Source organism: Nocardiopsis sp. iso_186, from assembly GCF_056173365.1.
Map to the genome: position 1 here is coordinate 5345243 of NZ_CM149670.1, position 20633 is coordinate 5365875.

The 20633-nt window shown below is 66.8% G+C and carries 23 protein-coding genes; 13 read left to right on the forward strand and 10 right to left on the reverse strand.

From position 1 onward, the window contains the following. Positions 1-329: 329 nt before the first annotated feature. Both AC0VYP_RS23330 and AC0VYP_RS23335 read left to right on the forward strand, forming a co-directional pair. A complete protein-coding gene (locus tag AC0VYP_RS23330; protein ID WP_285758165.1) occupies positions 330-1292 on the forward strand; it encodes an oxidoreductase in 963 nt (320 codons plus the stop codon). A gap of 173 nt (positions 1293-1465) precedes the next feature. Further along, a complete protein-coding gene (locus AC0VYP_RS23335; RefSeq protein ID WP_285758164.1) occupies positions 1466-1975 on the forward strand; it encodes an ATP-binding protein in 510 nt (169 codons plus the stop codon). 95 nt (positions 1976-2070) lie between these two features. Here the strand turns inward: AC0VYP_RS23335 and AC0VYP_RS23340 are convergent, their stop codons facing one another. From AC0VYP_RS23340 to AC0VYP_RS23355, 4 genes are read right to left on the reverse strand one after another with little or no spacing between them, the layout of a single operon-like run. Continuing rightward, entirely contained in the window at positions 2071-2340 is a 270-nt protein-coding gene (locus AC0VYP_RS23340) for a DUF4352 domain-containing protein (protein ID WP_475471841.1), read from the reverse strand. A gap of 46 nt (positions 2341-2386) precedes the next feature. Beyond that, entirely contained in the window at positions 2387-3127 is a 741-nt protein-coding gene (locus AC0VYP_RS23345; protein ID WP_475471843.1) for a DUF6082 family protein, read from the reverse strand. Positions 3128-3161: 34 nt separating this feature from the next. Further along, on the reverse strand, positions 3162-3749 hold the full coding sequence (locus AC0VYP_RS23350) for a DUF6879 family protein (RefSeq protein ID WP_475471845.1): 588 nt from the start codon (positions 3747-3749) through the stop codon (positions 3162-3164). 28 nt (positions 3750-3777) lie between these two features. Continuing rightward, a complete protein-coding gene (locus AC0VYP_RS23355; protein ID WP_285758159.1) occupies positions 3778-4047 on the reverse strand; it encodes a hypothetical protein in 270 nt (89 codons plus the stop codon). Positions 4048-4290: 243 nt separating this feature from the next. Between AC0VYP_RS23355 and AC0VYP_RS23360 the strand changes: the two genes are divergently transcribed. The 7 genes from AC0VYP_RS23360 to AC0VYP_RS23390 all read left to right on the forward strand — a co-directional run bounded on the left by AC0VYP_RS23360 (position 4291) and on the right by AC0VYP_RS23390 (position 9050). Continuing rightward, on the forward strand, positions 4291-4656 hold the full coding sequence (locus AC0VYP_RS23360) for a hypothetical protein (RefSeq protein WP_285758157.1): 366 nt from the start codon (positions 4291-4293) through the stop codon (positions 4654-4656). 148 nt (positions 4657-4804) lie between these two features. Further along, positions 4805-6394, forward strand: coding sequence for a polymorphic toxin-type HINT domain-containing protein (locus AC0VYP_RS23365; RefSeq protein WP_475471847.1), 1590 nt, complete (start codon positions 4805-4807; stop codon positions 6392-6394). A gap of 2 nt (positions 6395-6396) precedes the next feature. Beyond that, entirely contained in the window at positions 6397-6894 is a 498-nt protein-coding gene (locus AC0VYP_RS23370; protein ID WP_475471848.1) for a hypothetical protein, read from the forward strand. 55 nt (positions 6895-6949) lie between these two features. Further along, entirely contained in the window at positions 6950-7165 is a 216-nt protein-coding gene (locus tag AC0VYP_RS23375) for a hypothetical protein (protein ID WP_475471850.1), read from the forward strand. A gap of 123 nt (positions 7166-7288) precedes the next feature. Continuing rightward, positions 7289-7840, forward strand: a complete 552-nt coding sequence (locus AC0VYP_RS23380) for a hypothetical protein (protein WP_475471851.1) — start codon at positions 7289-7291, stop codon at positions 7838-7840. Positions 7841-7892: 52 nt separating this feature from the next. Beyond that, on the forward strand, positions 7893-8408 hold the full coding sequence (locus AC0VYP_RS23385; protein WP_475471853.1) for a hypothetical protein: 516 nt from the start codon (positions 7893-7895) through the stop codon (positions 8406-8408). A 285-nt stretch (positions 8409-8693) separates the two neighbouring features. Further along, positions 8694-9050, forward strand: coding sequence for a hypothetical protein (locus AC0VYP_RS23390; protein WP_475471854.1), 357 nt, complete (start codon positions 8694-8696; stop codon positions 9048-9050). A gap of 7 nt (positions 9051-9057) precedes the next feature. Here AC0VYP_RS23390 and AC0VYP_RS23395 read toward each other — a convergent pair whose 3' ends face one another. The 4 genes from AC0VYP_RS23395 to AC0VYP_RS23410 all read right to left on the reverse strand — a co-directional run bounded on the left by AC0VYP_RS23395 (position 9058) and on the right by AC0VYP_RS23410 (position 13211). Next, a complete protein-coding gene (locus AC0VYP_RS23395) occupies positions 9058-9747 on the reverse strand; it encodes a LuxR C-terminal-related transcriptional regulator (RefSeq protein WP_285758146.1) in 690 nt (229 codons plus the stop codon). Then, positions 9734-11323 (reverse strand): sensor histidine kinase, encoded by a 1590-nt coding sequence (locus AC0VYP_RS23400; protein ID WP_475471856.1) that lies wholly within the window; start codon positions 11321-11323, stop codon positions 9734-9736. The genes AC0VYP_RS23395 and AC0VYP_RS23400 overlap by 14 nt, the downstream gene beginning before the upstream one ends. A 42-nt stretch (positions 11324-11365) precedes the next feature. Further along, a complete protein-coding gene (locus tag AC0VYP_RS23405; RefSeq protein ID WP_475471858.1) occupies positions 11366-11986 on the reverse strand; it encodes a signal peptidase I in 621 nt (206 codons plus the stop codon). Between the two features lie 448 nt (positions 11987-12434). Next, the gene (locus AC0VYP_RS23410; RefSeq protein ID WP_285758143.1) at positions 12435-13211 is read right to left on the reverse strand and encodes a hypothetical protein; all 777 of its coding nucleotides are present in this window, start codon (positions 13209-13211) and stop codon (positions 12435-12437) included. A gap of 870 nt (positions 13212-14081) precedes the next feature. Between AC0VYP_RS23410 and AC0VYP_RS23415 the strand changes: the two genes are divergently transcribed. The 3 genes from AC0VYP_RS23415 (at position 14082) to AC0VYP_RS23425 (ending at position 16015) form a co-directional block, all read left to right on the forward strand. After that, entirely contained in the window at positions 14082-14702 is a 621-nt protein-coding gene (locus AC0VYP_RS23415; protein ID WP_285758142.1) for a TasA family protein, read from the forward strand. A gap of 84 nt (positions 14703-14786) precedes the next feature. Next, positions 14787-15380 (forward strand): SipW-dependent-type signal peptide-containing protein, encoded by a 594-nt coding sequence (locus tag AC0VYP_RS23420; protein ID WP_285758141.1) that lies wholly within the window; start codon positions 14787-14789, stop codon positions 15378-15380. Between the two features lie 50 nt (positions 15381-15430). Beyond that, positions 15431-16015, forward strand: coding sequence for a SipW-dependent-type signal peptide-containing protein (locus AC0VYP_RS23425; RefSeq protein ID WP_475471861.1), 585 nt, complete (start codon positions 15431-15433; stop codon positions 16013-16015). Positions 16016-16109: 94 nt separating this feature from the next. Here the strand turns inward: AC0VYP_RS23425 and AC0VYP_RS23430 are convergent, their stop codons facing one another. After that, the gene (locus AC0VYP_RS23430; RefSeq protein ID WP_285758139.1) at positions 16110-16538 is read right to left on the reverse strand and encodes a hypothetical protein; all 429 of its coding nucleotides are present in this window, start codon (positions 16536-16538) and stop codon (positions 16110-16112) included. Positions 16539-17029: 491 nt separating this feature from the next. Between AC0VYP_RS23430 and AC0VYP_RS23435 the strand changes: the two genes are divergently transcribed. Further along, positions 17030-18274 (forward strand): LCP family protein, encoded by a 1245-nt coding sequence (locus AC0VYP_RS23435; protein ID WP_285758137.1) that lies wholly within the window; start codon positions 17030-17032, stop codon positions 18272-18274. Between the two features lie 136 nt (positions 18275-18410). Here AC0VYP_RS23435 and AC0VYP_RS23440 read toward each other — a convergent pair whose 3' ends face one another. Beyond that, positions 18411-20069, reverse strand: coding sequence for a sensor histidine kinase (locus AC0VYP_RS23440; RefSeq protein WP_475474349.1), 1659 nt, complete (start codon positions 20067-20069; stop codon positions 18411-18413). Between the last annotated feature and the right edge of the window lie 564 nt (positions 20070-20633).

The following is a 20633-nucleotide window of genomic DNA, read 5'->3' on the forward strand; positions in this document are numbered from 1 at the left end:
GAGCGCCAGGCCCCGAGGTAGAGGGGGCGGAGGCGGGCGCGGACCAGATCCGGCACACGGGGGGTTGATGTGACTTACAGGGACTTTTCGTCACCCTCTGCACTGGAAAGAGACTTTACTGTTACCCGGATGGCAACGCAAGATGTAAAGAACAGTTAATTGGGAACGCTCCCGCTTACTTTCGGCCGCCCTCACAGAGGATTCGTGCGCCAACGCCACCGATCGCCAACGCTTGTTTCAGTGGTGACGGGTAGGTAGAGCAGGACCTCGTCCCACCACAGAGGGGCCGGAGCGGATCCACTCGACACCCGAGAAAGCTGGAGCAGAACATGCCCAAGGGAAACTGGACCCAGGAACGACTGCCGGACCAGAGCGGCGCAATAGCCGTGGTGACCGGGGGAAGTTCCGGGCTGGGCCTGGAGACCGCCTACAAACTCGCCGAGGCCGGCGCCCGCGTGGTGCTGACCTCGCGCGGCGAGGACAAGGGCCGGGCCGCGGCCCGCGAGATCACCGACCGGGTGCCCGGCGCCCAGGTGGAGCACGCACGCCTCCACCTGGACGACCTCGCCTCGATCCGCGACTTCGCCGAGCAGTTCCCCTACGAACGCCTCGACCTGCTGTTCAACAACGCCGGGGTGATGGACATCCCGCTGGCGCGCACCGCCGACGGCTTCGAGATGCAGTTCGGCACCAACCACCTCGGCCACTTCGCCCTCACCGGCCTGCTACTGCCCGTGCTGCTCAACGCGGACGCTCCCCGGGTCATCACCATCAGCAGCGGACTGCACAGCATCGGCTACCTCGACCTGGACGACCTCAACTGGGAACAGCGGCCCTACAACCCCTGGCTCGCCTACGGCCAGTCCAAACTGGCGAACCTGCTGTTCACCGCCGAACTGGACCGGCTGGCCAAGGAGGCCGACTCTCCTCTGCTGAGTGTGGCGGCCCATCCCGGATACGCGGCGACCAACCTGCACTCCGTCGGCGGCGAGATGCGCGGATCGCGCCTGCGGGGCACCGCGATGCGCGCCGCCAACCGCATCTTCGCCCAGAGCGCCCTGGCCGGCGCCTGGCCCGGCCTCTACGCGGCCACCATCCCCGGTGTCGAAGGCGGGGACTACTACGGACCCCGCAACGGACGCACCGGCACACCCGTCAGGTCCGCCAGGAGCGTCGCGGCCAGGGACGAGGCAACCGCCAGGGCGCTGTGGAAGCGTTCCGAAGAGCTGACTCTGGTGTCCTACGACTTTCCCGCGGCCGAATCTGGCCGTCATGGCGCTGGCCTGGGATAACACCCCATCGGATCGGGGGTGTCACCACCTGCCGGGCGGCCTGCGCGCATCCTCGGGCCCACAACGGGTACCCGTACAGGAGACGCGGGGGGTCACCCGGTGGGGCGCGCCTCCCGCACAGGACGCCGTCGAACGAGTTCGACCCGACCCCCCACGAGGCGGTGCTGCAAACAATGAACGACAACGAGGTGTACCCCGTGCGGGCGACCCGGACGTTTCCCGGCGTACCGCAGGAATGCGGTGCGGCGCGCGCCTGGGCCAAAACCATCGTGCAAGCGTTTCCCGAGATCAGTGACGCGGTGGAACTCGTCACCAGTGAACTGTTCGCCAACGCTGTCAGGCACACCGCGTCGGGGATCCCCGGCGGCGAGGTGGAGGTGGCGGTGACCATGACCGGGGACCGCCCCGAGTGCATCCGCCTGGAGGTCACCGACCAGGGCCGACGCCCGGACCGACCGTGGTCGGTGCCCCACGCGCGGATGCCCTCCGAGGACTCCCAGGGGGGACGCGGCCTCTTCATCGCCTCTGCTCTTTCCCGGGAGTGGGGCCGGTTTCCCGTGACGGGCAGCGGCGCACACCATCTCCCTGGCCAGGCGCACGACCGGCCCGGCTCGATGATCACCTGGGCGGAGTTCCCCGTGCACCAGATCGAACGGGACCTGGAGCTGGCCGGTGCATCCTGATCAGGCGATTGCTCCCCTTCCCCGGTCGTGAGGGGCGCGCTTCCCGGCTCGGGCCGAGGATGAGCGCCCCCACGACCGGTTGAAGGCGGTCGGGCTCACAGCCCGACGGTCACACCGCCACTGAACATGGAGCCGTGCAGTTCGACGCGGTCGGGGCTGACGTCCTCGGGAATGTCGAAGACGACCTTCACATCGACGCTGTTGCCGGGGTTGACCTGGTTGAGGAAGGAATCGGTGTCCTCCAGATAGATCCCGGCGGTCGTGTCGTCGGCGTACTCGGTTCCTTCGGCGTCGAGCAGTTTCTGGTCCGAACCGTCGAAGTACTGTGCCTCTCCACCGGTGTTCTCGACTCGGCAGGAAGGCAACCGAACGGCTCCTGTGCCCGATCACGTTCCAAGGGAGCAGCGGTTGTCACCGTCGAGCGGTAGCCGCGCGTGTCCTCTGCTGGGAAGCCCGCAGCCCACCCAGCGCCACGCCGACCGTAACGGCTCCGCCGGCGAAAGCCAGCGCCAGGACAGTGGCGGTTCCGAGGGAGTGCCTCGGCCGAAGAGGGGTTTGTTGTTTCGTTCCGGCAGTGAGGACTACGGGGCGTTGTCGCCGATATTCCTCGTCGAGAATCCGGGAAAAACGGTGCTGCGCTCGGTTGCCTGCCGTAGTCAATCGGGCCTCTCTGGCGTCCGCCCAATAAGCCCTGCCCACCCTGCCTTGAAACATCTCCGCTGAAACCGCTCTGAGCCGTCGTTCGGGAAGGGTGCCGAGCCCATATGCGGTCTCCCACTGGGACACGATCATGTTCGTGTAGAGGCGCTGTTTGCGGGTCTTCGGGTCATCCGGCTCAGGAAGCGGCCCCCAGCACTCGTCCAGGTCCGGATCGTCCATCGCCATACGCAATAGATCCGACACGGCCTGGCGGCGGGTTTCTTCCATCGCCCGTTGTGTCTCACGGGCCTGGTAAACGAGCGTCAAAGCCACACCGACCAGCGCCAATACGGCGATCAACGCCGACACCGCACCATAGGTCTGCCCGATGAGGCTCAACTGCTGCCAATCACCGCTTTCACCGAAGAGCCGCAAAGCATAAGGAGACAGGCCAACCAACCCGATCGCCACCGTCACAACAAACGCGATCGTAACAGCGACCAGCGGTTTCACGGTTCCTTTGTTGACGACATCCACTTCTCGCCGATCAGACACCCTGCCCGTCGCCCCTGACCGCAGGAACCAGTGGGGTGATCTCCCGGGTGAAGTAGTCGGTCAGTGGTTCGGCCCTCTCGTACAATCCCGCGATGCCGGCCGCCGCCTCTGAGACGAGTGCCCGGTCGTTGACCCGTTTCGCACCGATCGGAGCCCATTCGTCGTCATAACGAACCTGGTAGAGCACCTGGTCCCCGTAGACCACGAGCTCTGGCAGCTGCGCGGAAATCTCCAGATGACGCACCTGCTCCACGGGCAGGACCCGGATGCTCATACCGCACTCCGCGAAGATCCGGTGGCTGTGCATCTCCCATACGAGGTAGGGGGTGGGCGAAGGCTCGACAACGCGCAACCGACGTAGTTCGAGGCCTTGCGCACGGTACGAATCGGCCTCGGCTCGGACCGCGTCACGCTCGGATTCGAAGATGTCGATCACCGTGGGCCAATCCCCTTCACGAAACGCCGTCCAGGCCGGATCATGGGGCTCACTGAACACCTGCGAACGCTCCAGTTTCCAGATCACCCCGTGTGCGAGGGCGACCGCCGACCGGGAATCGACGTGGTAGGCACGACGATCCAAAATCGTTCCATCCGCTTCACGCACCCGGTCAAACATCAGCGATATCCGGCTTGGCGGCGCGCAGCATGTTTCCGGGAACGACGACGAGGCGTTCGTCATGGCCCACGCTCACTCCTGGAGGCATTCGGTCGGCGAAGAGCGCGGTGGCGTCGCGCCCGACCACGGCCACGTCACCGTTGGAAAGCTCCCAGATATCGGGACAATCGGCAGTTGTCCGACTGTCCCCGAGTTCGACAGCGCTTTTACCGAGCCTGCGGAGAAAAGTGGCTTCGGGATCGATCTCCCATGGGCGTGTCATCGCGGGTTCCCCGGTTCGGTGAGAGTGGGTCCACTGGATTCCCCGCCCCATCGATCACCACACCTCTGCGGGGGAAGAAGTCCGAAACCGGTCACCCACATGATCGGACCAGCCCCGAGAACCGGGGGTTTCGTCACTGGAGCACTGCCGTCAGAGGGCTGGACCGGGACGGACCTCCAGAACCCTTTACCGCGTGGAACTAGGGTTCGTGGCAGGTATTCGCGAAGGCGGTTGGAGGTAGTGGTGAAGGATCAGTTGCCGGGGCCGGTGCGGTGGGCGCGGATTCTGATGTTCGTGATCGCGGGGTTGACGTTCGCGTTGGCGGTGGTCGCGTTCATCCGGTTGGGGATGAGCGCGCATGCCTTCGGTTACGTCCTGGGCGCGTCGTTGCCCGGGGTGGCGCAGTTGATCCTGGGGCTGATGGTGCGCCGGCGCGGGCGCATCCTGCACGCGGCGATCGTCACCGTGCAGGTGTTGTTCATCGCCTACACCCTGCTCACTTTGGGCTCGGAGGGTGTCGTGACCCAGCTGGTGCTGCCCACCACCGTGTTGGTCCTGGTGCTGCTGCGTTCCTCCCGTGAGTACTTCCGCCAACCCGCGCAACGCTGAACCCCTTGGGGGTCGGTTGCCTGGAGTGGTTGGGGGGCGTCCGGTTGCGGCCACCCCGCGACCGCCCTTTCGCTCTCGTTTGGTTGCTACCGTTCACCTTTTGGGTTTCACCGGCCAGGGGCGCGCGGATGCTGTGGGGTAGGGGCTTGTGCTGAGACGGATCCATGACCCCGACCGCGGCGCCTCGGCCCTGGAATACGCCGGCGTGTTCCTGCTGGTGGCCGCGATCGTGGCCGCGTTGGCCCTCACCGATGTGGGCACCCAGGTCAGCACCGGCCTGGGCCAGGCCGTGGACCGCGCCCTGGGCGCTGAGCACACCACCCCCGAGGCGGCCCAACCCGAGGGGTCCTCACCCGCCACGGTTCCCGCACTGGAAACCCGCCACGACGCTCCTGAGGGCGGCGCGCCGGTACTCACCCCCGTCAACAACAACAACGACGACGGTGACGACGATGGTGGTGGTGGGGGGAACTTCCTCACCGACGCCTGGGACTGGACCTGGGACAAGGGCTCGGCCATCGGCAGCGGCCTGTGGGACTCCGGCGCGGGCTTCGTGGGCGACGTCAAAGACGGCGCGGTAGGACTCTGGGACGGCGCGGTTGACCTGTGGAACGACCCCGGGCAGTGGGCTTCTGACACGTGGGACTCGGTGTGGGGCGGGGTGACTGGGACCTGGGACGCCGCCACCAGCGACCCGTGGGGGTTCGTCAAGGACCTGTTCGTCAGCGAGGAGGCCCAGGCCGACTGGGACGACGGCGAGCGGCTGCACGCGGGTTCGCAGGTCGTGGGCGACACCCTGATCGGGTTCATCCCTTTCCTCGGCTGGGGCAAGAAGATCGACCGGGCCTTCGGCCTCGGCGGCAACAACCGCGACCGCGACTCCGATTCGGATTCGGATGGGGGGAGCCGCGACCAAGACGCCATCTCGTGCCCCCGGGGCCCCAACAGTTTCATCCCCGCAACCCTGGTGCTCATGGCCGATGGCTCGACCACCCCCATCGAAGCGGTGGAGGTGGGCCACGAAGTGCTGGCCACCGACCCGCTCACCGGTGAGAGCGCACCGCGCGCGGTCACCCACCTCATCGAAGGCTCAGGCGCCAAGACCCTGGTCAACATCACGATCACCGACACCGACGGCCACACCGCGACCATCACCGCCACTGATGCCCACCCCTTCTGGGTCCCCGACCTCGCACAGTGGGTCAACGCGGTGGAGCTGGAGCCCGGCTCGTGGCTGCGCACCTCCACCGGCACCTGGGTCCAAGCCGACGCGGTGGACGTGCGCACCGTGGCCGACCAGCAGGTCCACAACCTCACCGTTGAGGACCTGCACACCTACCACGTCGTCGCCGGCGAAACACCCCTACTCGTCCACAACAGCAATTCGTGCATTCCAGATGATTCGCATCTTCCGCCGGCGCCAGAACTGATCAGTTCTGGGCAGAAATACGATAAGAACAGTCCATTCTGGCGAGGACGTAACCTGCCCGCGCAAGGAGGTCCTCCCAACCAGACCCTCTACAAGCAGGATCCCCAGACGGGAGATGTCACCAACTACATCGTCTATGACGGAAACGGGAATGCCATAAAGCGGGTCGATCTCACGGGAGCAGCCCATTCGGGTATCGAAACTCCGCATGTGATTCCATACCAGCACAATCAAACGCCCAGCGGTGAGATCCACGTGCAAGGACTCCGCAACGATGTGCGTCCTGCCCGTCCGGACGAGAAACTGTGACTATGAGTAGTGAGCGGCCTTTCTGGCATGGGAGAACCGAGCCGGAGTTCGTCGGGACCTGGCGAGAGCGCTTCGGCGGGTCGCGCACACTGACCCCGACCGCCTACCTGGATCAGGAGGCGGCCTACCCCTACGTTCTCGCCGCCGCGTGGCTGTTCTGCCCCGAGACCATCGAACACCGGGGCGGGGTGTTCCTCGCCGAAGCCGGCACGGAGACCGCCGACCGTTGGATCGCTTACTTCGGCGGCGACGTCCGCCGTGCGGAGTCGATGGTCAACACGACCTCTCTGTTCGACGTCTTCACCAACGTCGGAGTCAACTCCTACGGTGAGGAGAACCTCCGGCAGCTGGCCTACGCCATCGGGGAGTGCTGGCAGGGGCTCCTCCCACGCCGCCACCCTCAGCGCGACATCGTCGTCACGGTGACCGACGAGCAAGACGGCGCTTACGGGCCCACCGTGACCTTCGCGCAGGCGCCGGACGGCCCCGCCAGTCGATGAGCGAACGGCCGGGCGTTCCCGTGAAGAGAAAGAAAGGGAATGGCTGCTGTTCCGGGTGACGTCGTGGCAGGGCGAGGAGATCACTTCCTCCTCCGCGCGCGACAGTGAACTCATCGGCCTGGTCAAAGCCGAAGAGATCAGGACGCTTAACCGGTTGGCGGAATTGAATCCGGCCAACGCCACCGCCCACGAACGCGCCCTGGCCTGGCTCTCCGCCCTCAGCGTCCCCTGGCAGCCGGGAAGAACGGTGAAGAGGCATTTCCATTCATGAGACCGACTCTCGCGCAGAGTCTCCCCGCCTCCTGTACCTGGATGCAGCGTTCCGGCCGGCGCCTCGGACGAACGTGTCGAGCAGGCGCGACCGCCACTCATACCGCCAGAAGCAGTTCTGGGGATGAACAACCAAAGCCTTGACCCCATGACGCTCAGGAGAACGCTCCTGGCCGGCGGCGCCGCGCACCCCGACGAGATCGTGGGATGCACCGGCGCGGAGGTGGGGCGCGTCCTCGCCACGAAACCGTCCGTTCGGCCGCCCGACGACTACACGGGCTTCCTCACGGCCTTCGGCCGGGGCGCGGGCAACCTCTTCCGTGGGGCGGATCTCTACTACCCCGGCTGCCTGGACTTCAACGACTACGCCGAGGAATTCGCCGCCGAGGAGGATCCCGGCCTCGTCACCGACGGACGCTTCTTCTTCTGCGTGCACCAGGGATACCTGCTCTATTTCTTCCGCTCCGACCCCCCGGCGTCTGGTCGTACCTGGAGGGGAGCGGCGAGGCGCGACATGCCGCTGACTCCTTCCGCTCGTTCGTGGCGACGGCCGCCGACCACCCGCCCGAGTACTGGGAGTACGCGCGCGAACAGGACCGCGCCAACACCGAGGCCAAGGAGAAACGGCGACGCGCTTCGCAATGAGCGGTTTCCGGGACGGGGGCAGCCGCGTTGACCAGTGGTCGGCACGGTCCTCCCGGTCCGAAATCCGGAGAGGACGGCAGGCGATGACGGCTAGTGCCCCCAGGCTCTCGACCTACCTGCGCACCCGGCACGGCGAGTTCGTCAACATCTTCTCCCCTGAGGCGCACGGCGAGGGCCGCGCCTACCCGGAGGGCGCGATCGAACTCGTCCTCAGCGGCAAAGCGGTCCTCACCACCGACCTGTGGGACGACATCGAGTTCCTCTGGTGGTACCTCGTGGACATGGTCGCGCAGTTCTTCGCACACGGCTCGGGGAGGATGGATTTCCCCGACCAGCCGCTGACCGCCACCCTGACCAGACGCCGAGGCGACTGGCTGCTGTTCGAGGTCACGGCATGGCGGGGACGGGAAGTCATCACCTCCTCGTCCGTGCGGGAGAAGGCACTCGTCGGGCTGCTCGCAACCGAAGGCGCCAAGACACTGCGCCGTCTCACGGAGTTGAATCCGGCCAACACCGTCAACAACGAACGCGCTCTCGCTCGGCTGTTCGCACTCGCCGGTGCACTCGCGCAGCAGGAGCAATCGGCCGGGGGCCCGTGAGCCGCCCGGAGGGCGTTTCAGGGGCCCGTCTGCACGCGCGTTCGCGGTCGCGAGCCCCGCGGGGCAGACCCGTGCTTCCTCCGTTGACGAACGGCGCCCTGATCCTTCCACAGGTACCGGTGTATACCGGCGAAGAAGCGCACGCGTTCAGCCAATGCGGGGAGATTTATCCCGGTGGGGACGAAAGTCCCAGGCAGTACCGATAATTCGTTCAGGAAAGCGTGATTTGTGTAGGGTCGGTCTGGAACACGATGAACCCGCGTTACCTCCTTTGAGAAGGACCCCATGCGCCATCGAGAATTCATCGTTCCCGCAGATCAGACTTTTATCGATCACATCGGAGTAGCCCCCGACCGCAACACGGGGGACGACGACGTGGCGAGTCTGAGCCTGACGACGCCCGCCGGGGAGAGCGTGTGCCTCTCCTACGACATCCCGGGACGGTCCATCGCTCTGCGCGTCTCGCAGGGCCCGGAGACCCTGTTGTCGCTCTACCGGGAGGGGGCGACCCTGCTGTCCCTTGAAGCACGGGCGACGGGGTGCGTACTGAACGTGGCGTTCGACTCTGTTGACTGCACCGGGAAGCTGCACATCGAATTCGACCCGAAATTCAAGATGAGCGACCAGTTGTTGCAGAACTGATCGTCGTTCACACCCGCCGCTGCTTGCGCAGCGAGCGCGCAAGAGCAACCGCCTCCAACTGGGACTTCACGTTGAGCTTGGACAGGATCGACCGGATCTGGGAGCGAACGGTGGAGATCGAGACGAATGACTCCTCGGCGATCACGGTGGCCCGCTTGCCCGCTTCCAATTGGGCGAGGACCTCGCGTTCCCTGCTGGTGAGCCGGCTCAGGACCTGATCGGAGGAACGACGCTGGGCCTGTGCCGCCCGGTGCTCGACCAACAAGCGCTCGCGCTCACCGGCGTCCATCACCGGACGTCCGGCCAGAGCGTCCAAAATCGCGTAGATCAGGTCGGGGAAGGGCGCTGCCTTGGAAAGCCATCCCGCGGCTCCGGCAGCGATCGCGGCGGCGATACGTCCGCGGTCGGTGCTACCGGTCAGGATCAGCACCGTCCACCCCTGGACGACGAACTCCCCGGCCAGGGTCGCGGCGTCGAGGGGGCGTCCGTCCACGCCGTTGCCCAAATCGAGGTCGAGCAACACCAGCCCCGGCTGCAACGTCGCGGCCTGCCCCTGGAGCTGTGTCTTTCCAAGGACCTGGGCACGGACCGCGTTGATACCGCGTCCCTTGAGCGTGAACTCGATGGTGGTGCTGATCAGCGCATGGTCGTCGATGATGAACACGGCGGGGTCGGTGCGAACGTCACTGACCTGCATTTGCGCTCCCGAAACTGGTGGGGGTCGATGGGCTGGTGGGGGCGGTCGAAGCACCGCTGGGCCGGCGCGCGCCGAGCCAGCGGGTCCTGGCTCCGCGATGACTGCGTCGCGGAGACTCGTTCGAGGGGGCGGGATCGCCCGCCTCGATCGGAAGGTCCACGGTCAGAACGCAGCCGGGGCGATCGGGCCGCGTGGGCGCGAGGCGCAGCCGCCCGCCGTGCTGGGTCACCAGTTCCTGGCAGACGTGGAGCCCGATACCGTCACCGACGGACTTGGCGCTCTTCACCCCGCGGCACAGCACTTCGTGCTCCATCCCTGCCGGCACTCCGGGGCCGTCGTCCTGGATCCGGATCTGCGCCATCGTGCCGAGCCGGTACGCCTCGACCCAGACACGGGCACCGGGGGCGTGGCGCTCGCAGTTGGCGAGGATGTTGGTGATGATCTGAGCGATCACGTCGGGCGGTACGTTGACGTTGACGTCGTGCTCGGCGGTGAGTTCGATCCGCATTCCGTTGGTTCGCCGGATCAGCACGAGCTGTTCGAGGAGCGCCTTGAGGTGGACCTTGCTCGCGGGGCGTCGGGCGGACTCCGATTCCAGCATGGTACGCATCCGGTTCAGTTCCGCGGACAGTGCGGCGCGCAGAGCAGCGCGGTCGAGATCGGCGCCACCGCTGTCCTCCATCGCCAGCAACTGGGCGGCACCGTCCACTCCGGCCAGGGCGTTGCGCAGCTCGTGGGCCTGCTCGGACATGCGCTCGCGCACCTCCACGGCCTCGGCCTGCGCCTCTTCGAGGCGCCTCTGGTCAACGGCGATCTGCTGGTAGAGGTGGTAGGCGAGCTGAAGCACCGCGACAAGGGTCAGGAGGACCCCCAGCGCGCGCATGCCGGGAACCAGCAGGAAGGAGCCGGCCGATGGCTCGCCCAGCCACAACCGGGGGGCATACCCGCTGACGCTCGCGAGTGAGCCGAGTCCCAGCCAGACCAGGAACCTGCGGTGGCGCAGCAGCCCGGAGATCAGCGTGGTGGCTCCGACGTTCAACCAGAGCAGCGAGACGCCGCCGACCAGCAGCGGGGAACTGACCACCGCGTAGCCCTCGGTGGGGAAGAGCGCGGCCGCGGTTCCGCCGAGCACCGCGCACAGGACTCCGACCAGCAGTCCGCGAAGGCCGGTGAGGGGGTTGCGCAGGCCGGGGACCGGCCAGGGGCGGGGCCGGTCGAAGGTGGCCACCGCGAGCAGGAGCAGACCGCCGACCGCGATCGTGGCGCTGTAGCGCACGGCCGCCACCACGATGTTGTCCACGGTGTTGACCGCGACCGCAGCCGTGGCGGGGATGACGATCAGCGCGTATACGGCCATCGCCGCCGACACCCGGCGCAGGGCGGGGAGGTCACCGAGCCGGGCGACGAGCTCCGCGACCAGCGCCGCTGTGATGGCGACCGCGGCACTGAACATCGCCAGCGACGACCGCAGTTGGGGGGTGCCCAGATCGGACCAGTTCTCAGCGTGGTCCAGGGCCAGGACGGCGGTAATGATCACGGCCAGTACGGCGGCCGACTCCAGAGCGAGTTTGCGCATGGCGAAGCAGTCCTTCGACCGATCGGGGGGTGGTTCGACCGCTCATCGGGGGGCTTCCTGACCCCGGGGCGCGTGTGGTGCGTCCTCCGGATCGGGCTCTTCCGAGCGGTCGTCGTCCTCGTCCTCGTCATCATCGTCGCCAAGGGCCACGCTGAGCAGCCAGATCCCGAAAACGAACAGCATCCCGGCCAGAACGTACAGGGTGGTGGGCCCCTGGGTCATGGCCTGCTGGGCGTAACCGAAATAGGGGATGTGGTACCAAACCCGACCATGGACATCGGCTGCGGTCACAGGGGGGTCGTCACGGACATCGTTGGCGTCGCCCTGGGTGTGGAAGACGCGCCCCTGGGGGGTGGTCTCTATCTGGACGACACGGTGGGTCACCAACGGCGAGTTGGCGGGGTCGAAGGCGTCGGTCTGGGCGGGGCTGCCGTGCGTGAAGGTGATGACGTCGTTGACGCGCAGTTCCGCGGGGTTGACCGGGCGGGAGATCACGACCGAACCGACGGGAATGGTCGGCTCCATGCTCCCGCTGAGCACGATCAACGCCTGGGCATTGGTGAGTCGCGGCAGGATCGAGACCGAAAAGACGACGGCCAACGCCGCCACCAGCAGAAGCCCGATGACACAACGAAACAGCACCGAGAGGATTCGTTGGATCACCGAACGTTTTCGCGGCTTTTTCGACCGGTCGGGTCTCTCCGTCTTTCCAGACGCCTCACCGGTCTTTGCACGTCCACCGTCGGATACCGCACCACTCTTGGCCATCCGGCCCCCCTCCTCGCCCGGCAGTGCACCGAGCCGCGCCACTGGCGACGTGTTCTCCTCCTGACCGTTCCTTGCCTACACGGCCGACCACGTCCGGCGAAAATCTCACGTTCCCCGGAAAACCCAATGTCACAAAAAGACAACGATGCTAAAAGGGTCGATCCCGCGAACGATTTTACGAAGATTCCTTATAGCAGGCACAAAGATCCAGCATTGAGGCCGATTTTCCAAGCCCCAGGTATCGGAGACCCGAAAACTCGTTTAAGGCTCGCCAGATCGATCCATAACGGTTGGATGCCCGGACCTCCGCAGAGGTTCGGGCATCCGGGGCCACACGTACCGGTCAGCGCGGAGCCGGTGCCTCCACCCCGCGTCCGCCGGCGGCGACGTCGCGGACGTACAGCACCAGTAGCGCTCCGGCAGCGATCAGCGCTACCGCCAGGCCCATGAAAGCGAACAGGGCCGCACCAGACACCGGAAGCCCCGGACCAGCCCCGTTACCGGCAGCGGAGGAGTACACCTGGACGTCGTTCTCGACCACCGCGCCCCCGCCCCCCGGCACGGCCTCGGCCCTCCAGGTGAGAGAGAAGGAAACGGAATCGGTCTGCACGATGTTGCCCGTGCCGGCCGGCAGGTGCAGCCCCAGCACTACGTCGGCCTCACCGCCCGCGGGAACCGTGACGGCCTCTCCGGCCCCCTCTGCAGCCTCCGCGAGCACCGTCGCGGACGGCTGCGCATCCGCGTCACCGAACGCGAACTCCAGATACGAACCCAGTTCACCCTCACCGGCCCCGCAGGTGGTGTCCTCGCGGGCCTCTGGTTCGCTGCACCCGTTGTCGTCGTCCACGAGGTCACCCAACCGGACTCCCAGGGTCACGGCTTCGGAACGGTCGTTGACCACTCGGACCGACCACAGCTCCCGGTATCCCGGCGCTATGTCGGAAACCGTGATCTCCTCCAGTCCGGAGAGATCGATGCCCTTGGGTCCAACCGTGACGGAACCGCCGGAGGAGGTCGCCGCGCTCGCGGCCGGACCTCCCGCGACCAGCACGGCAGCCCCGAGCAGGAGCACGGTCGTTCGGGCGATAAGGCGAGGTCTACAGCGCACGCGCTGGATCATCTCGTCACCTCTTGGTGTCTCACGGGGATGGCGCGACGGGGGCCGAGGGCCCAGCGCTGGGTGGGGCGGGATGCCCATGGCCCCCGTCCTGATGATGGGGTGGCTCACCGGGGCCGTCCGGCGCACTGTCAGGCGGGTCGGGAACATGGTCGGGCGGCTGTTCGACATCTGGGCCGTCCGAGTCGCGGGGCGAAGGAGCGGGTTCGACGGAGGGCGAGGGTGACGGCGACGGGGAAGCCGACGGCGACGGACTCGCCGAGGGGCCGCTGACCTCGAAGGGGGCAGTCGTCGCCTGCACGGTGAAGGCCGCGGTGGTGGTGCCCGGATGGTCGAACGTCAGAATCGCGGCAGCCACGACAACCGTCAGCAGCACTGCGGGCCCGCCCACAAGGCCGGTCCCGTACCGGTCGGCACGCTTCACGCTCATGGCTTTCGCTCCCGGACCCGGATCGCCCGGCTCTACGGTTGTCCATTGTCGATTACTGACGCGCATGTCCACACTCACTGTTTCGCTCCGATACCGGCCGCAGCATCGCCAAAAAGGGGGAAAGGCACTTCGTCCACTTTGAGGATGACCGCAACACCGGTCTCGGGCAGAGTGATTCCCGGCAGGTTGGAAGGGTCGATGACGGACGGCGACAGTGCACCGTCCGGACCCGGGCAGCGCGTTACATCCCCCTGACCGGCCCGCTGCCCGTCTCCCCGCCACCCGGTATCACCGGATGGCCGGATCACGGGTAACGGGCCGGTTCGACGCGCCCACCATTTGCTGTCGCCCGGACTTCCCCTCCGGGTGTGTCGCCCTTCCAACCCGCTCATCCCCCGGGCCTTATCAACAGGCAGACAGCGTGGAAGGAAGTGGACCTCCAGATGGCCACCAGCAAGAGTAAGAAGCTCATCGCCGGGCTCGGTGCAGCGGTGGTCATCGGTGCTGCGGTGGCGATCACCGGCGGCACTTACGCCTACTTCACCGACAGCGCCCAGACCGCCGACCAGACCATTTCGGCCGGCGACCTGAGTCTGCAGATCAGCCAGAACGGCAGCGGTCTCGCCGACTTCCCGGTCAAGGTGGAGAACGCTGCTCCCGGCCAGGTCTACGTCCAGGGCCTGCACCAGCCCTGGTATGGCTCGGACTGGTACCGGATCAAGGTCACCAACACCGGGTCCATCGACGGCGACATCAACTCGCTGGAGGTCGTACAGCTGGGAGGAAGCCAGCCCAACCTGGCCGACCGCCTCCAGATCCGCGCCGTCATCAAGCCCACCAACTGGGAACCCGGCTCGTGGGACGCCGGCAGCTACGAGGCCCTGCGCGTGGGCAAGCTGAGCGGCCTGTCCGGGAACAAGACCCTGCGGGCAGGCGCTTCCGTCTACATCTACTTCCAGCTCCAATGGCCCAACGGGACCCCCGAGCAGGACAATCCCTACAAGAACGCCACGACCTCCTTCAAGTTCCAGGTCAACCTGGACCAGAAAAACCAGGGCCGCTAGCGTACGCGGCCACCGTCCCGCACCGGTCCCCCACCGGTGCGGGACGTTCCGCGCTCACCAACCCCCAGTGGAGAGAGACGCGATATGAAAAAGCGGAAAATCCTTATCCTGGGTGCTGCTGCGACAACCAGCGCGTTGCTGTTGTCCATCGGCGGCACCTACGCCTATTTCACCGCCACCGACACCACCCCCTCCAACGAGATCACCGCCGGCGACCTCACCGTCGAGATCAACGAACGTTCGCCGGACGGCACCAGCGGACCGCTTAAACTCGGTCTCGTCGCCCCCGGCGGCCAGTGGCCGGCCTCCCCCCGCGATTCCTACTCGCTGGTCATCTCCAACTCCGGATCGATCCTCGCCGAGTTCGAGGCGCTGGATCTCACAGTGACCAGCGAAGGAACCGGGAACACCCCCGACCTGAGCGAGGCCCTGGAAGTCCGCTACGGGATGGTCGCCGGCGCACGGGAACCCGACTGGGGGCGCGGCAGCGGATGGATCCGACTGGAGTCGGGATCGGTGCTGGAAACCCTACGGCGAGCACCCGCAACAGTGCCCGCAGGAACCTCCAGCGAACTGCGTTTCCAGTTGCGGTGGCCCAACGGCACCCCTGAGCACGACAATCGGTTCCAGGGAGCGGACACGGAATTCGTGTTCAGCGTCCGACTCGGTCAGGTCTAATCGGGGAGGAGAACGAACAAGCGGAGAAGCGGACAGGAGGAAGCGCGGGGATGAGGCTCAAAAAGCCGACGCTGGTGGCGATCAGCGCGGTAGCTGCTGCAGCAGCACTCTGCGGCATCATCTTGGGCACCCAGGCATCCTTCACCGCGCAGACCTCCGGAAGCCCCCAGCCCGTGACCGCGGGACGGCTCTCGGTGGAACTCTCGACCTCTCCCGGCGGTGGTGACACCATCACGATCGACTTCACCGAGGCAGGTCCGGGAGACGTGTGGCCGCGCAACGGTGCCTTCGCCCTGACCCTGACCAACACCGGCGACCTCGACGGAACGCTCACCCGGCTGGAGAGCATCGAGGTCTCCGACACCGGAACCCCCCCGCTGAGCAGGACCCTGGAGATCGCTTCCAGCACACGGGCCGCACAGGACTGGAACGACCCCGTGTTGACCTGGCGACGCATCGCCACCGGCGCCGAGCCGTCCGGCCGGCCGATCCCTACCGATCGGCTCGCCCTGCCCGCCGGGCAGGACCGCGTCCTCTACCTCAAGGTCCGCCTGGCCGATGCCGGCGACGACCGTGACCACACCGAATCATCAACCGGTTTCCGACTCAAGGTGACGGTGGAACAGCAGGTCTGAACGGTGTAGGCCCCTGCGGATGGGGCCTTGGAACCGGGCGGGCCGGGAACCGGGTGTGGGGGCGTGCTGGGAGGAGCCGCTCCCACGCCCGGTTCTACTCACCTACACGTCTGCGCTTGCCCGGCTTGGGGCCGGCCCCTGGCACGCGGCTGGGCAGCTCCGGGGGACGGTGCTGGTCGAGCGAGACCGGTTGCACGTGCGGCAGGAACCGCCCCGACTCCGCCGCGTTCGGATCACCGGACTCGGGTGGGACCGGAAACCGGTCGGCCATGTCGTCGAACTCAACCAGCGCCCAGGCATCGACCACCGTGGTGACGACCCCACGCTTCAATTGTTTGCCCGCTACTTTTCCCGCCGCGACGATGCGCTGCTGATCGCGTTCGGTGTGCGCCTCCATGATGATCCGCGGATGAGCACGCAACCCGGCCGCGACCCGTTCGACAAGGTCGGACTGCTGCTCGTGGGAGTGGACGTGCGGCAAGCGGACGGGTTCGTCATCCGCTGTGCCGAAGGAAAGTGGCATAAGGGGGTCCGGTTCAACGCGCCGATGCCGGCCGCGCACCTATAAGCCCGGTCAGAGCGGTGAAGACAGCGCGCGGCACACAGAAACTGCAAACGTGTGCACCCTATAAGGCGTTTCCTCTCTGCGACCCGACGATGGATCGTCTTGTCGCCGAATCGACACAGCAACACCGAGACCACCACCAAAAAAGCGCGCCGAACTGGATCAATACGGACTTTTCGCATTAGCTGCACCCCTGCGTCATCGGATCGGCCCCGCCCCCTTCCTCTCCCACCAGCACTGACTTCTCGACGCCTCCGGCCGGTCGGCCGAACGCACCGGGAACCGGCGGCCGACCCACACGCGCTTTTCACAGCCAAGTCTCGTAAGATCGGCTCTATACCGGACGGACGTGATGTTTCGCGGTGACTTTTCCCGCCATGTCTTGCGCGCATGTTCGCCCCTCGCCGTCCGGCACTCTTATCGCAGCCGACAGAAGGCACCCTCCATTCATGTCCGATGACGCCCCCGTCCCCGCACCCGACGCCCCTGCGGCAGCCCCCACAGAGCCTCCGCGCCGGCGCCGGCGATGGGCGCGCGTCCTCGGCTGGACCTCCGGGATACTCGTGGTGGTCCTGCTCGCGAGCGTGGGCACCGCCTACGCCTACTACCGGTCGCTGCGCTCCAACATGGTGCAGCACGACCTCGGGACAGCCCTCGCCGACGAGGAACGCCCGCCCAAGATCGGCGAAGAACTCAACATCCTCTTCATCGGCTCCGACGGCCGGGAGGACGGCAACGCCGATTACGGAGGCCGCGATTTCGTCGGCGAACGCTCGGACTCGCTGATGCTGGCGCACATCTCTCCGGAGAACGGCGTCACCGTCGTCAACTTCCCCCGCGACTCCCTGGTGCAACTGCCGGAGTGCTCGGCCTACGAGGGTTCCGAGGGAACCTACGGCTACTACGGGATGATCAACGCCGCCCTGTTCCACGGTGGGCCCCCCTGCGCGGTCAAGACGATCGAGTCACTCACCGAGATCCGCATCGACCACTTCGTGCACCTGAGCTTCGTGGGTTTCCGCGACATGGTGGACTCGGTCGGCGGGGTGGAGATGTGCATCCCGGAGCCGATGAGCGACGAGCGCGCCAAGCTCGACCTGGAGGCGGGCGAGCAGACGTTGGACGGCGAGCAGTCCCTTGCGTTCGTCCGTGCCCGTTACGAGATCGGTGACGGCGGCGACATCGGGCGCATCGACCGCCAACAGATGTTCCTCGGAGCGCTGGCCGCACAGGTCACCAGCAGCAAGGTGCTGACCAGCCCCAGCCGGATGACCTCGCTGCTCTCCGCTGTCACCGAGTACACCGCCACCGACGCCGACCTCTCCTTGGAGACGATGGTCTCGATCGGCTCGACTCTGGCCGACGTGGACCTGCACGAGATCGCCTTCTACACGGTTCCCTGGTGGCAGGCGCCCTCCGACCCCAACCGGGTGGTCTGGGACGAGGAGAAAGCCGATCAGTTGTTCAAGGCGATCAACAACGACAAGTCCGTGACCGACGCGATGCTGGAGACCGGAAAACCCGAGGAACCCGAGGCGAGCCCCTCGGCCGACCCCTCGCCCTCCTACCCTGCGGAGCCGCCGACGGAGCCGGTCGGGCAGCAGAGCGGCACGGAAGAGGACTCCATCACCGGTCGGGACGCGACCTCCAACCCCTGCGCCAACGGGCTCGGGCTCGGCACCGAGGAGGAGTAGCCCTTTTCTCCCGTTCGGGCGGGGTGGACAAGAGTCCGCCCCGCCCGACGTGTTTCCCGGGACGGACCGCAGTGGGGCTCCGGCCCGTCGGCGTCCCGGGCGACCGGCGCGCGCATCACCCCATCGAACCGGGTCGCTAGCCGATGGGGACAACCCATTCCAGGAGCGTGCCACCGCCGGCCCGCGGGGAGACGGCGAAGTGCCCCCCCAACCCGGTGGCGCGCTCGGCCATGTTGCGGAGTCCGCTGCGGCGGCCTTGTTCAGGGATGCCCACTCCGTTGTCGCCGACCTCCAATCGCAGCTCGCCGTCCTCCGCCTGCACACTGACGTGGACTTCGTCGGCGCTGGCGTGTCTGGCCACGTTGGAAAGGGCCTCGCGCAACACGGCAAGCACGTGGTCCCCCACGTCGTCGGGGACCGAGGCGTCGATCGGCCCGTCCAACCCGACACCGGGCCGGCAGACCAGCGTGTGTGCGGCGTTCTCCACCGTGGTGAGGATGCGTCCGCGAAGAGATGCCTCCTGGACCTCGGTGGTCGCCTGGAGCGCGAAGACGGTGGACCTGATCTCGCGGATCGTCTCGTCCAGGTCGTCGATCGTGCGCTGGACGCGGTTGCCCGCTTCGGGATCGGCGATCATGCGGACCGTGCTCATCAAGGTCATGGCGGAGGCGAACAGCCGCTGAATGACGATGTCGTGCAGGTCCTTGGCGATACGGTCGCGGTCCTCGAGCACGACCAGCCGCTCGGCGTCGTGGCGCGCCTCCGCCAACTCCAGGGCGACGGCCGCCTGGCCGGAGAAAGCGCTCAGCATTCCCAGCGCCGCAGGGTTGAACGGGCTGCTCAGTCCGGCTTTGCCCAGCAAGAGGACGCCGCGGGCATGGTGGGGCGAACCGAGGGGGACGAGGAGGCCGGGGCGGAAATCGTACTCCGGCGGGAACGGAAGGGCGAGTTCGCGCAGGTCGGCCACCATGACCCCCTCGCCCCTGCGGTACACGGAACCGCACTCGGTCCCTTCCACCTCGACTGCCATGCCGAGCAGCTCTTTGGCGCCTGCGCCCTCGGCGATCTCGGCGACGAGGTAACCGTCCTGGGAGTCGGGCAGCATCACAGCGGCGATGTCGGCGTTGACCATCTCGCGGGCCTGCTCGGCCAGGTAGGCCAGTACCTCCTCGGCCGCCACCCCCGACAGCAACCGCGTGGTGATCTCGGTGGAGGCCGAACGCCAGCGCTCCCGTTGGCGGCTCTCCTCGTAGAGTCGGGCGTTGGCGATGGCAACCCCCGCGGCAGTGGCCAACGCGCTGACGATCGCCTCGTCGTCCTCGTCGAACTCGCCGCCGTCGTACTTCTCGGTGAGATAGAGGTTGCCGAACACCTCGTCGCGCACCTGGATGGGTACACCGAGGAAGGTGGTCATCGGGGGGTGGCCTTCGGGAAACCCGTGAAAGCTCGGATGATCCTGCATCCGGCTCAACCGCAGAGAACGGCGTTCGCGGGTGGGGTAGGCGAGCAGGCCCTTGCCGCGCGGGTAGTGCGGCATGCGCCGGAACTGCTCTTCGGTGAAGCCGACGGGGATGAACTCGCTGACGTTGCCGTTGTGGTCCACCACCCCCAGACCGGCGTAACGGGCGTTGACCAGGTGTGCGGCGGCCTTGGTGAGTCTTCGCAGCACGGTGGCCAAATCGAGGTCACCGCCGATGGAGACGACGGCTTCCAGTAGCGAGTGGAGCCGGTCTCTGGTGGAGAGTGCGTCGGCCAGGCGGGCCTGGACCTCGGTGAGCAACTCGTCCAACCGCATTTGGGGCAGCAATGGGCGCTCTGGGCGCACCGGGGGCTCGGGCACGTGTCCATACCTCCGAGACCACGCTATCCCCTGATTCACCGCAATGAGAGCAAACCGGGCCACCGTTCGGACCCTGAATCCCTTTCAGATAGACGGTTTCGGGGCGATCGTGGCCGAGGACCGTGACATTGGGGAGGTGTTCCGGAGCGACCGAATGGATTGCCGCTCTCCTGCACACCACGGCGGGAGGAGTGGAGCCCGGACGGGTCCGCGTACCGGTCCGGGCTCCTGACCTCGGGGTCATCATGAGCGAGAAGGCCGCGACGGCGGCCTCGGATTCGACCTCGCTTCATGCGCACCGCCCCGAAGGGGTGGCAGGCGGGGTGAGGACCGCACGCCCCGGCCCCGCTACCTGAACGAGTAAACCGTGTGACGCACGGCCTAACAGCGGTCCAAAGCCCTGGTTTCGCCCGGGCCTTTGGTCCCGAGCCGTCGCACCGACCGATGACCGGCGCCTTCTGGCCGTCCCGGCCTCCACGGGGGCCTCCCGGGCCAGGTGGTCGCCCCACGGACATACCT

Bases quoted from the DNA above. Each gene is read 5' to 3' on its own strand.
- AC0VYP_RS23330 (WP_285758165.1), top strand. From the start codon at position 330: ATGCCCAAGGGAAACTGGACCCAGGAACGACTGCCGGACCAGAGCGGC.
- AC0VYP_RS23335 (WP_285758164.1), top strand. From the start codon at position 1,466: ATGAACGACAACGAGGTGTACCCCGTGCGGGCGACCCGGACGTTTCCC.
- AC0VYP_RS23355 (WP_285758159.1), bottom strand. From the start codon at position 4,047: ATGACACGCCCATGGGAGATCGATCCCGAAGCCACTTTTCTCCGCAGG.
- AC0VYP_RS23370 (WP_475471848.1), top strand. From the start codon at position 6,397: ATGAGTAGTGAGCGGCCTTTCTGGCATGGGAGAACCGAGCCGGAGTTC.
- AC0VYP_RS23380 (WP_475471851.1), top strand. From the start codon at position 7,289: ATGAACAACCAAAGCCTTGACCCCATGACGCTCAGGAGAACGCTCCTG.
- AC0VYP_RS23385 (WP_475471853.1), top strand. From the start codon at position 7,893: ATGACGGCTAGTGCCCCCAGGCTCTCGACCTACCTGCGCACCCGGCAC.
- AC0VYP_RS23390 (WP_475471854.1), top strand. From the start codon at position 8,694: ATGCGCCATCGAGAATTCATCGTTCCCGCAGATCAGACTTTTATCGAT.
- AC0VYP_RS23395 (WP_285758146.1), bottom strand. From the start codon at position 9,747: ATGCAGGTCAGTGACGTTCGCACCGACCCCGCCGTGTTCATCATCGAC.
- AC0VYP_RS23400 (WP_475471856.1), bottom strand. From the start codon at position 11,323: ATGCGCAAACTCGCTCTGGAGTCGGCCGCCGTACTGGCCGTGATCATT.
- AC0VYP_RS23410 (WP_285758143.1), bottom strand. From the start codon at position 13,211: ATGATCCAGCGCGTGCGCTGTAGACCTCGCCTTATCGCCCGAACGACC.
- AC0VYP_RS23415 (WP_285758142.1), top strand. From the start codon at position 14,082: ATGGCCACCAGCAAGAGTAAGAAGCTCATCGCCGGGCTCGGTGCAGCG.
- AC0VYP_RS23420 (WP_285758141.1), top strand. From the start codon at position 14,787: ATGAAAAAGCGGAAAATCCTTATCCTGGGTGCTGCTGCGACAACCAGC.
- AC0VYP_RS23425 (WP_475471861.1), top strand. From the start codon at position 15,431: ATGAGGCTCAAAAAGCCGACGCTGGTGGCGATCAGCGCGGTAGCTGCT.
- AC0VYP_RS23430 (WP_285758139.1), bottom strand. From the start codon at position 16,538: ATGCCACTTTCCTTCGGCACAGCGGATGACGAACCCGTCCGCTTGCCG.
- AC0VYP_RS23435 (WP_285758137.1), top strand. From the start codon at position 17,030: ATGTCCGATGACGCCCCCGTCCCCGCACCCGACGCCCCTGCGGCAGCC.
- AC0VYP_RS23440 (WP_475474349.1), bottom strand. From the start codon at position 20,069: ATGCGGTTGGACGAGTTGCTCACCGAGGTCCAGGCCCGCCTGGCCGAC.